12 protein-coding genes are annotated in these 14,789 nt (G+C 51.2%); 9 read left to right on the forward strand and 3 right to left on the reverse strand.

Going from position 1 to position 14,789, the window contains the following annotated elements:
* Nucleotides 1-127: 127 nt before the first annotated feature.
* Nucleotides 128-1,120, reverse strand: coding sequence for an alpha/beta fold hydrolase (locus tag MKY48_RS04525; protein WP_339292384.1), 993 nt, complete (start codon nt 1,118-1,120; stop codon nt 128-130).
* A gap of 221 nt (nt 1,121-1,341) precedes the next feature.
* On the opposite strand from MKY48_RS04525, the gene MKY48_RS04530 reads away from it, so the two are divergent.
* Nucleotides 1,342-2,082 carry an IclR family transcriptional regulator gene (locus MKY48_RS04530; protein ID WP_339292385.1) on the forward strand — a complete coding sequence of 247 codons (741 nt, stop codon included), beginning with the start codon at nt 1,342-1,344 and terminating at the stop codon, nt 2,080-2,082.
* A 290-nt stretch (nt 2,083-2,372) separates the two neighbouring features.
* On the opposite strand, the gene MKY48_RS04535 is transcribed toward MKY48_RS04530, so the two are convergent.
* Together MKY48_RS04535 and acnA are read right to left on the reverse strand one after the other, a co-directional pair.
* A complete protein-coding gene (locus MKY48_RS04535; protein ID WP_339292386.1) occupies nt 2,373-2,528 on the reverse strand; it encodes a hypothetical protein in 156 nt (51 codons plus the stop codon).
* Nucleotides 2,529-2,710: 182 nt separating this feature from the next.
* The gene (acnA, locus tag MKY48_RS04540) at nt 2,711-5,428 is read right to left on the reverse strand and encodes an aconitate hydratase AcnA (protein WP_076325897.1); all 2,718 of its coding nucleotides are present in this window, start codon (nt 5,426-5,428) and stop codon (nt 2,711-2,713) included.
* Between the two features lie 314 nt (nt 5,429-5,742).
* Here acnA and MKY48_RS04545 point away from each other — a divergent pair, with 314 nt between their 5' ends.
* The 8 genes from MKY48_RS04545 (at nt 5,743) to MKY48_RS04580 (ending at nt 14,545) form a co-directional block, all read left to right on the forward strand.
* Complete coding sequence (locus MKY48_RS04545; RefSeq protein WP_339292387.1) at nt 5,743-6,765, forward strand: amidase domain-containing protein; 1,023 nt, start codon at nt 5,743-5,745, stop codon at nt 6,763-6,765.
* Nucleotides 6,766-6,810: 45 nt separating this feature from the next.
* On the forward strand, nt 6,811-7,905 hold the full coding sequence (locus MKY48_RS04550; RefSeq protein ID WP_339292388.1) for a D-alanine--D-alanine ligase: 1,095 nt from the start codon (nt 6,811-6,813) through the stop codon (nt 7,903-7,905).
* 93 nt (nt 7,906-7,998) lie between these two features.
* Nucleotides 7,999-8,316, forward strand: coding sequence for a hypothetical protein (locus MKY48_RS04555; RefSeq protein ID WP_322398503.1), 318 nt, complete (start codon nt 7,999-8,001; stop codon nt 8,314-8,316).
* Entirely contained in the window at nt 8,313-9,314 is a 1,002-nt protein-coding gene (uvsE, locus tag MKY48_RS04560; protein ID WP_339292389.1) for a UV DNA damage repair endonuclease UvsE, read from the forward strand. The genes MKY48_RS04555 and uvsE overlap by 4 nt, the downstream gene beginning before the upstream one ends.
* Nucleotides 9,315-9,578: 264 nt before the next feature.
* Nucleotides 9,579-10,442, forward strand: a complete 864-nt coding sequence (locus tag MKY48_RS04565; RefSeq protein ID WP_326097374.1) for an inositol monophosphatase family protein — start codon at nt 9,579-9,581, stop codon at nt 10,440-10,442.
* A 63-nt stretch (nt 10,443-10,505) separates the two neighbouring features.
* Nucleotides 10,506-10,772: a hypothetical protein gene (locus MKY48_RS04570; RefSeq protein WP_339292390.1), complete on the forward strand. Its 267-nt coding sequence runs from the start codon at nt 10,506-10,508 to the stop codon at nt 10,770-10,772.
* Nucleotides 10,773-11,046: 274 nt separating this feature from the next.
* Nucleotides 11,047-12,309, forward strand: coding sequence for a GDSL-type esterase/lipase family protein (locus MKY48_RS04575; RefSeq protein ID WP_339292391.1), 1,263 nt, complete (start codon nt 11,047-11,049; stop codon nt 12,307-12,309).
* Nucleotides 12,310-12,679: 370 nt separating this feature from the next.
* On the forward strand, nt 12,680-14,545 hold the full coding sequence (locus MKY48_RS04580; protein ID WP_339292392.1) for an SLC13 family permease: 1,866 nt from the start codon (nt 12,680-12,682) through the stop codon (nt 14,543-14,545).
* Nucleotides 14,546-14,789 lie beyond the last annotated feature (244 nt).

The raw sequence follows: 14,789 nt of genomic DNA on the forward strand, positions 1-14,789 counted from the left end.
CCCTCCAGTATCAGGTTCACTAAACACACTATATTCAGTTAGCGGCCTGTATTATGAGGAGGAAATTAAAAATCCCCCCGCTGCATCAAAGCAGCGGGGGGTGATGGGCCGTATGATCAATAAAGCATCAGGATTCATCCGGAGTTTCGAGTTTTCCTAGAAAGGTGGATACTCTGCGCAGATATTCTTTAGGGTGCTCACGGAAGATAAGCTCATGATGCGCATCCTCTACAATCCAGGAATCCGAATCCGTATGGGTCTGATTGGAAGCAATCTTCTCGGCGATCGGGTAAGGTGCCTTATCGTCTTTCGTTCCGTGGATGAACAAGATCGGGAACGGATAATCGTGCTTCTTCACCTCATTGTAAGGGATCTGATCCAGGCTTGTGCCGTTAAGCACCGGGAAGAGCAGCTCCAGAATCTCCAGGGACGGATGACGAGGGAGATTGATCTGGTTGTGAATATTATGGTAAAGCGTGTCCGGCTCCAATAAAAAGGCGCTGTCCAGAATCATGGCATCCACATCCTTGGTCTCAAGCCCTGCCTGTAGTGCGGTTCCGGCCCCCATGGAGAAGCCCCAGACGACAATTTGCTTCGCGCCGCGCTGCTTTACATGTTCAATGGCTCCAAGAAGCTGGCGTTTCTCTTCCTTGCCTCCGGTCGCCACTTCCTTGCTGGTCTGGGAGGCAAAACCGTAATCAAACATAAGCACATTAAAATTCATATTATGCGCATAATGGGCGAGATCGTACATCGGTACCCAGGTTTCCTCCCGATTGGCGCCATAACCATGGCTGAGCACGATGGTTTTAGAAGAATTCTCGGCCGGTATATACCAGCCATTTATATTTCGTTTACCGTCAATGGAGTGGAATGTGACATTCTCGTAATTCATATCTTTAGCAAGCTTGGGGTTAGAATAGAGTGGAGCAACCGTTGGATTCGACAAAACCCAAGCAATATAAGCATGAAGCGCAATAAAGCAGAAAACAAGGAAAAAAACGACAGATAATAACAACGCTAATATAATATGCTTTAAACGAACTAAGCCCGTCGACAGCTCGGCTGGCGTGTCATTTAATTGGGAGAGTGGGGCATTACTACCAGTCGTTGTGCTCATAAGTGGCCCCTCCTTACCATATAGTCTGGATATGTTTCGTTAACATGAAAGAGTTGAAATTATAATAATCGTATGCCCGGATGCCTATAAAGTCAATGCAAATCCATAGATTGTAAGACAACTGTAAAGTCCCTGTCTCGATGGTTTACTTTTGAGAAGAATTCTCATATAATTCTTGTAACCAGGTTTCATAGAATGAAACAGGAGAGGAGCTGGTCGGGATGGAAGATCGTAAATTAACGGTGCGTGCTGTAGAGCGGGCACTTGATATATTGATGTGTTTTACGAAAGAAAGTGAACTTGCCCTCACGGAGATTTCTTCCCTTATCGGATTACATAAAAGTACTGTACATCGGCTGTTAGCAACGCTGGAAGACAAAGGATTCGTTGTTCGTAATAAAGAAACGGAGAAATATCGGCTCGGCTTGAAAATATGGGAGCTGTCTATGCATCTGTCCCAAAGCGACGACCCGGCGATTCGCCTTTTGCCCGCGATGGAAGCCTTGCGGGATCGGCTTGGGGAAACGGTGAGTTTGTATTTAAGAGACGGTTCGGATCGTCTTCGGATTCAAGCGGTTCAGAGCAACCAGGGCATTCGGCGGGTCGCCCAGGTCGGAGTACGACTACCGTTGTCGGTTGGCGCCTCTAGCAAGGTTCTGGTGGCCTTTGCGCCACCGGCCGATCAGGAGGAGCTGCTGAATGCGCCGGATTGGCCGGAGTCAGTTGATAGGATCGTTTACCGGCAGCAGCTGGCCGAAATATTGGAGAAGGGATACGCGATCAGCATCGAAGAGCGCGAGCCTGGGGCCGCTGCGGTATCTGTACCGATTTTTGACCGGAATGGTCAAGTGGCGGCAGCACTGTCGATGTCAGGGCCAGTCACCCGTCTGTCAGCGGAAACGCTCCGCGAACATGCGCCAATCCTGATGGAGGCGGCACGGGAAATGGGAATGATGATTTAATTCATTCTATTGCCGGAGTGCGGACAGCATCACTATAAGTTATTGAATGACCGGGAGGCTCCATGTGATACAGCCGCCCGGTTATTACTATGCGAGGGTAACCGTTCGAAAACGGGAACGAAACGAAACAATACGAGACGAAATATGCGAAACGTTACGTTACATGGCAAGGCCAAAGGATATAAGGGAAGGGGTTTCAACCAACAAAAAGACCGCTCCCTACAATCTTGGCGATTGGGGAAACGGTCCTTTTGTTGTGATGGCTCAACGATATAATAGGTAAGCGTCGCTTAGGTCAGCTTCAGATTCTTTTCCTTCATTTTCTGATTGAGGATCTCTTGGAAGGTGAGGGGTTTATCTTTCGCTTCCTCTCTTTTGGGTGCAGCCACCGGCTGCGGCCGTTGGTATTGATATTGGAGCGATGTCATCGTATGTATTTTGATCATGGGTACCTTCCTCCTAGGTCTGGATTTCCGCGAATGTTTTTTACCCATTAACCTCCATGGCATCATTCGAAACGGAGTTTCCAATATTCAGGAAAGAAGTACCGGAAAATAACAAAATCCCCATCATCCATGCGCGGATGATGGGGATTTTTTACTAAGGCCAAATCACCTATAAGAATGCCTTATTGGTTCGATGCGATCATTTGACGCAGTACCGTTTGGAGGATACCTCCATTATGGTAGTAATCCACGTCCACCATGCTGTCGAGACGGGCGATAGCTTGGAACTCGAATTGGGTTCCGTCTTCGCGCGTAGCGATAACCGTCAATTCCTGGCCTGGCTTCACGTCGTTGCTGAGGCCCAGGATATCGAATGTCTCGCGGCCGTTCAGCCCAAGGCTCTTCCAGCCATGACCTTCTTGGAACTGGAGCGGAAGAACGCCCATGCCCACCAGGTTGGAGCGGTGAATACGCTCGAAGCTTTCAGCCAGGACAGCTTTGACACCGAGAAGATAGGTACCTTTTGCCGCCCAGTCACGGGAGCTTCCTGTACCGTATTCTTTACCTGCGATAACGACGAGGTTCTGTCCGCCTGCTTGATAATTCATCGAAGCATCATAGATGGACATCACTTCATCCGTTGGCAGGTAAGTCGTTACGCCGCCTTCCGTACCTGGAGCTACCTGGTTACGGATCCGGATGTTAGCGAAGGTACCGCGCATCATGACTTCGTGGTTACCGCGGCGGGAGCCGTAGGAGTTGAAGTCTTTGCGTTCAACGTTGCGGTCGCTCAGATATTTGCCGGCAGGGCTGTTGGTTGCAATGTTACCCGCTGGGGAGATATGGTCCGTTGTAACGGAATCGCCCAAGAGAGCAAGCACGCGTGCTTCTTTGATGTCCTGGATGTCGTTCAAGCCGTTGCCGAGGCTTTCGAAGAATGGCGGGTTCTGAATGTAAGTGGATTGATCGTCCCACTCGTACAGCTCGCCTTCAGGAACAGGAATCTTGTTCCAACGCTCATTGGCGGTGAACACATTCTCGTACTTTTCACGGAAAGCGTCAGGGCTAACGGCTTGACCGATCGCTTCGCGGATTTCCGCGCTCGTTGGCCAGATGTCTTTCAGATATACAGGCTCATTGTTCGGATCGTAACCGATCGGCTCGTTCTGCAGGTCGATGTTCACTGTGCCTGCCAGGGCGTAAGCCACAACCAGCGGCGGCGAAGCCAGGTAGTTGGCTTTGACTTGAGCATGCACGCGGCCTTCGAAGTTACGGTTACCCGACAATACGGCGGCTACCGTCATGTCGTTGTCGGTAATCGCTTCGCTCACTTCATCCGGCAAAGGACCGGAGTTACCGATACAAGTTGCGCAACCATAGCCTGCAACATAAAAGCCGAGAGCTTCAAGGTAGTGCAAGAGACCGGACTTCTCGAGGTAGTCGGTTACGACAAGGGAACCTGGAGTCAAGCTGCTCTTCACATAGCCGGGCTTTGTCAGGCCGCGTTCAACGGCTTTCTTCGCCAGGAGACCTGCGCCGAGCATAACGCTTGGGTTTGACGTATTTGTACAGCTGGTGATGGCTGCGATAACAACCGCACCCGTTCCCATTTCACTGGTAGAGCCGTCTTTATGATTGACTTTAACGGTTTCCGCAATTTTCTCATCGCTGAGGCCGTATCCGCCTTTGTCGATTGGCGTACGGATGATATCGTTAAAGTTTTGTTTCATGTTGGTCAGCTCGATACGGTCCTGCGGACGCTTTGGTCCAGCCAAGCTTGGTACAACCGAAGCGAGATCCAATTCGATTACATCGGAGAACTCAGGGTCCGGCGTATCTGCCGTACGGAACATGTTTTGCGCTTTATAGTAGCTCTCCACGAGTTCAACCTGCTCGTCGGTGCGGCCCGTATTGCGGAGATAAGCCAGGGTTTCACTATCAACCGGGAAGAATCCGATGGTAGCGCCGTATTCTGGAGCCATGTTGGCTACCGTTGCACGGTCAGCCAGGCTGATGTTAGCAAGACCCGGTCCGTAGAATTCTACGAATTTGCCTACAACGCCTTTCTTACGGAGAAGCTCGGTTACCGTTAGGGCAAGGTCGGTCGCTGTTGCGCCTTCCGCCAGGCTGCCTGTCAGCTTGAAGCCGATAACTTCAGGTGTTACAAAATACAGCGGTTGGCCGAGCATACCGGCTTCCGCCTCGATACCGCCTACGCCCCAGCCCACAACGCCAAGGCCGTTGATCATGGTTGTATGGGAGTCCGTACCTACGAGGGAGTCAGGGAAGACAAGCGTCTCGCCGTCAACCGTCTTCGTAGCTGCTACGGAAGCAAGGTATTCCAGGTTAACCTGGTGAACGATACCCGTTCCCGGAGGAACGGCGCGGAAGTTGTTGAATGCCGTTTGAGCCCAGCGAAGGAAGCGGTAACGCTCTTCGTTACGCTCAAATTCAAGCTTCATATTCGTTTCAAGAGCTTGGTCGGTACCAAAAGCGTCAACCATGACGGAGTGGTCGATAACAAGGTCAACCGGAACGAGGGGGTTGATCTGTTTAGGATCGCCGCCGGATTTCTTAACGGTGTCACGCATAGCTGCAAGGTCAACGACAACCGGAACGCCGGTGAAGTCCTGCAACACGATACGGGCAGGAATGAACGGGATTTCCTTGTTGTTGTCGCGTCCTTCATTCCACTTGGACAAGAGTTTTACGTGATCTTCGGTAATTGCGCGTCCGTCGAACTGACGTACGGCAGCTTCCAGCAGTACCCGAATGGAGAAAGGAAGCTTGGATACATTGCCGTATCCTTGCTCTTCGAGCGCCTGCAGGCTGAAATAACGGTAACTTTTACCACCCACCTCGAGGTTGCGTGAGATGGAGAATTGATCCTTTGCTGGCATTGATGAACCTCCTTAAGTCATTTCATAAATCGAATAAAAGTTGTGAGTTAAATCCTCTGTGGTTTCACTAGGTGAAACCTAATTTCATAAATTAACTACTTTAAGTATACCGTTTTCAACTCGCTGCGTAAAGCATTTTTATAGAAGAAAAGTATTTCAAAAAGGTGAAAACAAGCCCGTTTTTAACCCGGATACAGTCGCGTGTGATCCCGGTCTTTCTGTATTCTCTTGACCGAAGTTCATAGCCCGGAGATTTTCTTCATATAGTTGTGATAGGGAACAGCGTGAAAGGCAAGGTTAGAGGAGGAGAGTAGATGAACAGTCTGAAGCAAGCAGAGAAGCCTTGGAAGCAAGCTCTATATATTTACGTCAATCAATATAACCAAAATCGCGTGGACTATTCTTCAGGCCTGAAAGAGCAGATTGTAGCGGATCTGAATTTCCTGGTAGAGAGAGGGGAAAGGCAGTTTCGGCTGCAGTCGTGGTATGCGCAGCGGGAGGCAACGCCGCTTAAGAGCGAGACTCGTGCCCGCCTCCTGCGCATCATGAGGGAGACGGAGGATGATGTGGTCGCGGACGTGCGGCTCCACAGCGTATTTTATTATGAAAAAAGAGGCATGACGCACCGGGAAGACACGGTTTTTAGGGAGCGGCTGACGCTGATCCGGGACGGGGATGCCTGGTTGATTGTTGGCATCGAACGTCTGCAGGATGAACGCCATCCCCTGCAAAGAACCGATGTTCCGGTTGCAGGCGCGGATGGGGCCGGAAGAGAGCCCTCCACTCCCTTTATGAACGGCCGCGTATACGCCGCCGGCAGCAGCCCGCGGTCCGGCCGTTACGAGCGTGAAGCCGCAGCAGCTTATGCTGATCGTTGGTGGGATTCCGGGAATCCGGAGTTTGAGGAATTTGACGTGGATTGCACGAATTATATCTCCCAGTGCCTCTTTGCAGGCAAAGCCCCAATCCTCTATACTGGTAAAAGAGAAACGGGATGGTGGTACAAGGGGTACGTAAACAAGCGGGAATGGTGGAGTTACAGCTGGGCGGTATCGAACAGCTTTGCGCATTATTTGAACGCCAGTACCTCGGGGCTGCGGGCCGAGCGGGTGGAGCGTCCCGAACAGCTGATGCTGGGGGATGTCATCGTGTACGACTGGGACGGTGACGGTGCGTTTCAGCACAGCACCATCGTGACGGCATTTGACGCAGGCGGCATGCCGCTGGTTAATGCACATACGGTGTCCAGCCGCCATCGCTATTGGGACTACCGGGATTCCTACGCTTGGAACGATAACACGGAATACCGGTTTTACCATATCCCCGATTATTTTTAAGATGACAGCATGTCATGCTGCAATACGGACAAGAGAGAGGTTAACATGGGACAGGATAAATTGACGGTTGGTTTAATATACGGGGGGAAATCCGGCGAGCATGAGGTGTCGCTATCCACGGCATTCGCGGTCATGAACGCTTTTGATTATGATAAATATGAGATTGTTCCGTTTTATATTTCCAAGCAGGGTACCTGGAGAATCGGCAGCAAGCTGTCGGCTCCTTTTGCCCAGTTGGAGGAATTGAAGCTAGCTGAAGGGGAGGGCACGCAAACAGCGTTGAACGCCGTGTTCAGCAGATTGTATGGCCAAGAGACTCAGGTGGTGGATATTATGTTCCCGCTTCTTCACGGGACGTTCGGGGAGGACGGAACGATTCAGGGACTGTTCGAAATGGCGGACATCCCTTATGTGGGAACCGGTGTGCTTGCGTCGGCTGCGGGGATGGATAAAGTCGTGATGAAGAAACTCTTCGCCCAAGCAGGATTACCGCAATGCGAGTATTGTTATTTCAATCGTACCCAGTGGGAGCGGAGCCAGCATGAAGTGCTGAAGGATATCGAGGACAAACTCGGATTCCCAAGCTTCGTCAAGCCGGCTAACCTGGGCTCAAGCGTCGGGATATCCAAGGCAAAGAACCGGGAGCAGCTTAAGGCGGCGATTGAATCCGCGCTCCGGTTCGATGACAAGATTATCGTTGAAGAGTTCGTGGATGCGCGCGAAGTGGAGGTCAGCGTGCTTGGCAATGATGAGCCGATGGCATCCGTTCCGGGTGAAATAGTCTCTTCCAGTGAATACTACGACTATGCGGCCAAATATACGGATGGACAGTCACAGATGCAAATCCCGGCCGAGATCGAGCCGGATACGGCTGATCGTCTGCGTGATCTTGCCATTACCGCGTTCAAAGCGATTGAAGGCGGCGGCATTACTCGGGCCGACTTCTTTGTCCGCCGTTCGGACGGCGCGATTCTGATCAATGAAGTGAACACGATGCCGGGCTTTACACCGTACAGCATGTACCCGCTTCTGTGGCGGGAAACGGGCGTGTCCTACCGCGAGCTGCTTGACCGGATGATCGAGCTGGGTCTTGAGCGGTACAACCGCAAGCAATCCCTAATTTATGAGAACCAGGCGTAAGCCGTCACAATAGGATATGAAACACCAGGGGGAGTCCGCGCTTTACGGCTCCCCTTGACTCTAATATTTTGGGATGAAAGGAAGATACGTAATATGGGATTTCAAACCGAGTTCAATTCCGTTTGTAAGTTTAAGAGTGAGCAGGAGCTCTATGAGCTGTTGGAATACGGCCGCGGTAAAATGCTGAAGGATGGGCTTCGGGTATTTCCGACAGGACAGAAGGTTATTGCTTATACGCCGGATAACCAGGCGGTGGCAATCGTTCTGATCACCGCATGCGTATCAGAGATTAACTTCCAGGGCCGCGAGGTCACTTCGGTCGAACTGCAGCTTATCCGCAAATTGACCGAAGAGGAAGCACGCATACAGACAGCCCTCGCTCACGAAATGTTTTTTGGAGATCATGCATGATTGTTCGTTTCGGTTATGTAGCCATGTCCACGGTTGTGCAGAATGCTTCTCCTTCCAAGACGATGACCATGAAAAGCTTTATGAAGCTGAATGACCGTGAGGCCGGCATACACAAACTGGAGCGGATCGCGAATGAGAATCTACATAATACCCTTCGGCTTCTGAAGCATAATGCGGCCCACGATATCAAGGTGTACCGCTTCTCGTCCAAGCTGATTCCGCTGGCTACGCATCAAGATATGCAGGATTGGGATCCGTTCCCGGCTTTGCAAGAAGGCTTTCAGGCCATTGGGGATTTTGTGAAAAAACACGGGATGCGGGTATCTTTTCATCCGGATCATTTCACGGTGCTGAGCACGCCGCGTCCTGAGGTGCTGGTCAACTCGATCCGTGATCTGAAGTCGCACGTCCATATGCTGCAGGCGATGGAGCTGCCTGCTTCCATGAAAAATAACATTCACATCGGCGGCGCTTATGGAGACAAGCCTTCGGCCTCGACCCGATTCGTGGAACACTTTCATGAGCTTGAACCGAATATTAAGGAACGACTGACCCTTGAAAATGACGATAAAACCTTTACTGCGCAGGAAACGCTGGCCGTATGCCAGCAAACGGGGCTGCCGATGGTGCTGGATATCCATCATCAGTGGGTCAATAATGATGGCGAGGCGCCTTGGGAACTGTGGCCGGATATTCTTCGCACCTGGGAGACGCCGCTAGCGCAGGCGGGTTCGGACCGGGCGCACCCGCTGCCGCCCAAGATTCACGTATCCAGTCCCAAGAGCCCTACCGATATCCGCAGTCATGCGGATGGGGTGGATGTCGTGCCTTTGCTGGCGTTTTTACGGAATATTGCGGGGGCTACGCCGAAGGTGGACGTTATGATAGAAGCAAAGATGAAGGACGGCGCCTTGTTTGATCTGATGAAGGATTTGGGAGATTATACGGCAGAGGGCGTAACCATTCTCGACGGTGCCTCCATCCAAGTGAACCCTTAACCCGACAAGATGAGCTTGTTAACACTTGCAAGTTGATGGATTTTGGGTTACGTTGGAAGTATCCAAACAGAGATTCCCCTTAACACATAACATCGGATAAAAAAGTTCGTTCTCGCCAAGCATTCAGGTGCACAGCATAGGACGGACTTTTATTGAAATAGGCGGAATTTTCGCGTGGCTGCCCTTTCGATTACAGCAATGACTGAATAGGATGTAGGGATTGTCAAAAATCACTAGATTGATATAGAAAGTAGAGTGAATGCTTTGAACGAGAATGAAAAGATTCCTTATGTTGTCAGCAGTAAGAGCTACACCGCCGTTGCGATTAATTGCGCCGCCAAAGCGGGAGAGTGGATTAAGAGCAAACTCGGTACCGTCAAGCAGTTGAGCACCAAGTCTTCGGCACAGGATATCGTAACCGAGGTGGACAAAGGCGCGGAGCAGATGATCCGCAAGCTGATCTTGACGCACTTTCCGGATCATGCGATCCTCGGAGAAGAAGGGGTTGCCCCGGGTACCGATGCCTATGCAAAGGCACTCGAGGACGCCAAGGACGAAGAGTATCTCTGGATTATCGACCCTGTGGACGGAACGACGAACTATGTTCACGGATTTCCGTTTTACTCCGTGTCGATTGCACTGGCTCATCATGGTGAAGTCATTGTCGGCGTTATTTACGATCCTTCCCGGGACGAGTTGTTTGTTGCGGAAAAAGGAAAAGGAGCCTACGTTCACGGCAACCCTACCTATGTTTCCAAGGAAGATCAATTGTCGGACAGCTTGCTGGCCACGGGCTTCCCGCTGGACAGCACGGTCAACCTGCCGCTGAATATGGCTGAGCTGCAGGCGCTGCTGCCGATGGTTCGCAATGTAAGAGCCGGCGGCTCCGCTGCGCTTCATCTTGCTTATGTGGCTGCCGGCCGGCTTAGCGGATACTGGGAGCACGGTTTGAGCGCTTGGGACGTTGCCGCAGGAGCACTATTGGTTCAGGAGTCCGGCGGTAAAGTAACCGATACGGAAGGAAAGTCATACGATCTGTCGGTGCGTCATTTGGCGGCAACCAATGGGCTGATTCATCAGCGTTTTCTGGATACACTAAAAGACGCGGGCGAAGCTTTGGTTCGCTAACGACCCGGGACAACAGAGGAATGCAGGTCATTTACAACCGCTTGATAAAGGAGTGTGCTTACGATGAATGAGAAGTCGGATCAGGATTTGGAGCGCCAGCTCAGCGAGATGTTAACGGATGGTGAGATGGAGAAGAAGGATCGGGAGAAGGAGGAGCGCAGGCTTCTCTCTCCGAAATACGAGATCCGGATTCAGACGCATCTCGATCCCATCGTGGAAGAGACGCAGAAATACCGCAGCATGGCGAAGGAAGTGGATGATCGCTATGACAAGTACATGGAGAAGGCAGTTAAGAAGGATAAGCCTGAGGATGCAGGTGAAGAGGCTTGATAGCGCTTTAGGAGATGTTTACGAAGCGGGACATCTCTATTCATGAAAGGCCGAATCAGGAATGGACAGCATAGAGCGAGCTGTCCATTTTTTTATGATCACTAGTCAAGGTAACACTTCTCAAGATGGCTCAAATTGGAGTCACGAGGTTTAGCCTTGTCCATAGGGGGGTTCTCATGAAACCTTATCGTCTTGGTTGATTCGGTACCATTCACAGGCTGCTGGTGGTAAAATAAGGCTGTATTAAGTTCATTGACATTAGGGGAGTGAAGGCATGTTCAAACAATGGAAGAAGGGGCTGGCGGCAGTAACCGGCACCTTGACGCTCGCGGTGGCACTGGTTGGACCGGGCGTTACGCCGGCTTATGCCGATGAGATTACAGCCAAGGATACATATCATATTGTAGCGCTGGGGGACTCGTTAACCGTTGGGTATGAGCCGGGAATGGAGCTGAACAGCAAGCCCTACGGTTTTGTTGACCGACTGTATGAGCAAGGTTTGTTCCACGGCCGGACCGAAGTAACGAATCTGGGGATCGGCGGCCTGAAAACCGATGGTCTGAATAATTACGTCAAGGCCGTCTTGGATGAACGCGCGATTACGGCGGAGGAACTGCAGCCGGGGCTCAGCGGCATTGATCCGCGCACCAAGCAGATGGGCGCTGACGCAGCGAAAGCCAAGCCGATCATCGCCAATGCGGATCTGATTACCATTACCATCGGCGGCAATGACATGATGAGCCTGGTCAGCACCGTGGAAACATTAAGCGACGAACAGCTAAAAGCCAAGATGCAGGAACTGTTCAAGATCTATACCGATAATGTCTCATCCGTCATTACCAACTTGCATGCCATCAATCCGGATGCCGCAATCGTGGTGGCGGACCAGTACAATCCGGTGCCCAAAGTGGCTGACGAGGTCGCATATGCAAAACTGCTTGCAGCATCTGGAGAGTTCACGAAGCTGGTGGAAAGCGTAGCTGACAGTTTTGCTACTCAGGGCGTGAATATCAAGGTGGCCCATGTGGCGAAGAAATTCGTGGGCTCCGAACTGACGATGACCCATATTCTGAAAGACGATATTCATCCGAACCAATATGGATACGAGACCATGGCCGGCGTGTTCGCAGAGACAATCTGGGGCAGCTACAAGAATCCCGCTGTTCAAGAGCAGGGGCAGCCGATGCGGATCATCGTGAAGGGGCAGGAGCTGAACACGCCATATAAGCCGATCCTTCGCGATAACCTGAATTACGTCGCGATACAGGATATCGTAAATGCAGTGGGAGCGACGACCACATGGGAAAATAAAACGTCCAGTGCAACGATTACGTTCGGAGATCAGACGGTGGTGGTGAAGATCGGTGCCAAAACCGTTCAAGTTAACGGCACAGCTGTACCGATCGATACGCCGGCTTTCCTGCAAAAGGTTGGGAAAGAAGATAAAACTTACGTTCCGCTCGCGGTGATTGCATCCGGTCTTGGTTTTGATGTTCAATACAGCACCAAATTGCGTACCGCATTCATTAACTTGTAATCCCATAAACAAGCTGCACCGGCTGGAAGGAGTCGATGCAGCTTTTTTTGTTGTGATTACCGATTGTGGTGATGGCCAATGAGAGAAATCCATTTGATCTCCCCCGTTTGTTGACGGCGCGATAGAGAACATGCTTGAGATATTAGAGATGTCGTTGCAAAGCGGTGTGATGTTTCTAACATGAGTAACTCCGGGCAGGTGGTACAATACGACATCATTTCCTTTCATGCAAGGTTTGACATCAGATCAGAAGTTGCACCCATTACCTGACATGATGGAAAGTGGGGATGTGTGAGAGCGGCAGGGAAATGGTTGTCGAATGTCGAATCTTGGAAGAAACATAGATATGGCATTATAGGGGGATCAAGGAATGAATGGACCGATGATCATTACGTTGTCTGTTTTGGCCGTGGCATCCGTATTGTTCATGTCGGGAAAAGTGCGATCGGATTTGGTCGCGATCGGCGTGTTGATGGTACTTATGTTAACGGACATTTTAAGTCCGTCTGAAGCCCTTTCAGGCTTTTCCAATTCGGTTGTCATTATGATGATCGGTTTGTTTGTTGTGGGCGGCGGCATTTTTCAGACCGGATTAGCCAAGATGGCCAGCGGGAAGCTGCTGAAGCTTGGCGGCGGAAGCGAGACCCGGCTCTTGATTATGATCATGTTGGTGACGTCGCTCATTGGCGGATTCGTCAGCAATACCGGCACGGTAGCGGTGATGCTGCCCATCGTTGTTAGTCTGGCGTTCAGCGCCGAGATTAATCCGGGGCGGCTGCTGATGCCCCTTGCTTTTGCAAGCAGCCTGGGCGGCATGCTTACGTTAATCGGTACGCCGCCGAATCTCGTGATTCAGGAGACACTGATCAACGCAGGATACGAACGGCTGTCGTTCTTTGCTTTTTTGCCGATCGGACTTGTGTGTTTGGCAACGGGGATCATCGCGATACTATTTCTTCGCCGTTTTCTTCCCAGCAATGAAGAAGGGGGAGCTGGTAAACAGAGCGGGCGCTCGCTTCGAGAACTGGCCAAACAGTATCGGCTGACCCAGAACCTGTATCGGATTCAGGTTGGTGCCGATTCCTCCATTCGATCCAAAACATTGCGGGAGCTGGACATTCCGGCGAAGTTCGAAGTGAACGTCATTGAAATTCGCCGTAAAATGTCGGCCAAGAATCAATTCTTCAAGACGATCAACCAGGAAATCGCAGGTCCTGAGACTGTGATTGAGGAAGACGATATTCTGTATGTGAACGGTTCGTTCGAGCGGGCCGCGGAGTTTGCGGAGACGTATGGGCTTATCATGCTGGACCAGCGTGCACCAGAGCTTCGGAAACGTGCCGAAGAGTCGCAGTACGCCACGAGTGACGTCGGCATTGCCGAGGTGATGCTGACTCCATCTTCGCGCCTGATTGGCCATCTCGTTAAACATTCGGGCTTCCGGGAGAAGTATCGGGTGAACATTTTGGGCATCCAGCGAAAAGAACAGTATCTTCTGCACCATCTGAAAGAAGAGAAAATGCGCTTTGGCGATGCCCTGCTCGTTCAGGGCACTTGGAAGGATATAGCCCTCCTGGCCGCCGAGCAAACAGATGTCGTGGTGGTAGGGCAGCCAGTGGAAGAGTCGCGCAAATTGACGATGGACCATAAAGCGCCGATTGCGGCCGGGATCATGCTCTTGATGGTGATCCTGCTGGTGACGGAATGGATTCCGGCGGTCGCCTCTGTGATGGTTGCAGCGGTATTGATGGTTGTGTTTGGATGCGTGCGTAACATGGAGGAGGCCTATAAGACGGTCAATTGGGAGAGCATTGTGCTTATTGGCGGCATGATTCCGATGTCCATTGCCATTGAGAAAACGGGAGCTGCCACGCTGATTTCGGATATGCTGGTCCATTCACTGGGCAGCTATGGCCCGCTTGCTCTGCTGGCAGGGGTATACTTCACTACCTCGCTGTTGACAATGTTCATCAGCAATACGGCCTGCGCCGTATTATTTGCGCCGATTGCACTATCGGCTGCCATTCAGATGGGGGCGAGCCCGTATCCGTTTCTGTTCGCCGTCTCCATTGGAGCAAGCATGTGCTTTGCTTCTCCGTTCTCTACGCCGCCGAATGCACTCGTCATGTCCGCAGGCCGTTATAAATTCAGTCACTATGTGAAGGTTGGATTGCCGCTTCAACTGGTAATCGGCCTGGTCATGATGGCGGTACTGCCGATGTTCTTTCCGTTCTAGAGGGATTTTGCATATGAACACCTCTATGTTGGGTCCGTTAGGATCTAGCATGGGGGTGTTATTCTATTTGGCTATAATGCATATTGGAGTGTACTTACCTATCAGGCAAATTTGATCATGGTAAGTCCGTTAACAATTGGCAGGCCAGCCTTAGTAAGAAGGAAATCGCCTGTCCCGAGGCTAATAGTTGAATTTGTAACTTCCTGCCTCATCGTAAAATTACGCATCATTTCCGTAGAAATGA

It is taken from the genome of Paenibacillus sp. FSL W8-0187 (assembly GCF_037969755.1).
Taxonomy (GTDB): Bacteria; Bacillota; Bacilli; order Paenibacillales; family Paenibacillaceae; genus Paenibacillus_AQ.

Bases quoted from the DNA above. Each gene is read 5' to 3' on its own strand.
- MKY48_RS04570 (WP_339292390.1), top strand. From the start codon at position 10,506: ATGAATGAGAAGTCGGATCAGGATTTGGAGCGCCAGCTCAGCGAGATG.
- MKY48_RS04555 (WP_322398503.1), top strand. From the start codon at position 7,999: ATGGGATTTCAAACCGAGTTCAATTCCGTTTGTAAGTTTAAGAGTGAG.
- MKY48_RS04550 (WP_339292388.1), top strand. From the start codon at position 6,811: ATGGGACAGGATAAATTGACGGTTGGTTTAATATACGGGGGGAAATCC.
- uvsE (WP_339292389.1), top strand. From the start codon at position 8,313: ATGATTGTTCGTTTCGGTTATGTAGCCATGTCCACGGTTGTGCAGAAT.
- MKY48_RS04545 (WP_339292387.1), top strand. From the start codon at position 5,743: ATGAACAGTCTGAAGCAAGCAGAGAAGCCTTGGAAGCAAGCTCTATAT.
- MKY48_RS04580 (WP_339292392.1), top strand. From the start codon at position 12,680: ATGAATGGACCGATGATCATTACGTTGTCTGTTTTGGCCGTGGCATCC.
- MKY48_RS04535 (WP_339292386.1), bottom strand. From the start codon at position 2,528: ATGATCAAAATACATACGATGACATCGCTCCAATATCAATACCAACGG.
- acnA (WP_076325897.1), bottom strand. From the start codon at position 5,428: ATGCCAGCAAAGGATCAATTCTCCATCTCACGCAACCTCGAGGTGGGT.
- MKY48_RS04530 (WP_339292385.1), top strand. From the start codon at position 1,342: ATGGAAGATCGTAAATTAACGGTGCGTGCTGTAGAGCGGGCACTTGAT.
- MKY48_RS04525 (WP_339292384.1), bottom strand. From the start codon at position 1,120: ATGAGCACAACGACTGGTAGTAATGCCCCACTCTCCCAATTAAATGAC.
- MKY48_RS04575 (WP_339292391.1), top strand. From the start codon at position 11,047: ATGTTCAAACAATGGAAGAAGGGGCTGGCGGCAGTAACCGGCACCTTG.